This window comes from Mesorhizobium sp. M7A.F.Ca.CA.002.04.1.1, assembly GCF_004022805.1.
Lineage (GTDB): Bacteria > Pseudomonadota > Alphaproteobacteria > Rhizobiales > Rhizobiaceae > Mesorhizobium > Mesorhizobium ciceri.
The window spans coordinates 1-204 of record NZ_RZPL01001357.1 but is presented as its reverse complement, the minus strand read 5'-3'; the positions used below and the strand labels follow the sequence as shown (position 1 = coordinate 204).

1 pseudogene is annotated in these 204 nt (G+C 62.7%); it reads left to right on the top strand.

From position 1 onward, the window contains the following. Positions 1 to 122: pseudogene (locus ENZ75_RS35535) on the top strand (inositol monophosphatase); the annotation flags it as partial. Positions 123 to 204 lie beyond the last annotated feature (82 nt).

Here is a 204-nt window from a genome sequence, read left to right as displayed (position 1 = left end):
GCTTCGTCTCCGACATGGATGGCGGCCAGGACATGCTCGACAACGGTTCGGTCGTCGCCGGCAACGAGATCATCCAGCGCGCTTTGCTCAAGGTCGTGAAGAAGCCGCTCTCCTCTCGTTGACAGGCAAGCCGCGCCGACAAACCGCCGCGCTGATGCGCCGCAGTCGCAAAACCGCAACGGAAGCTTGAAATACTGCCCGGCG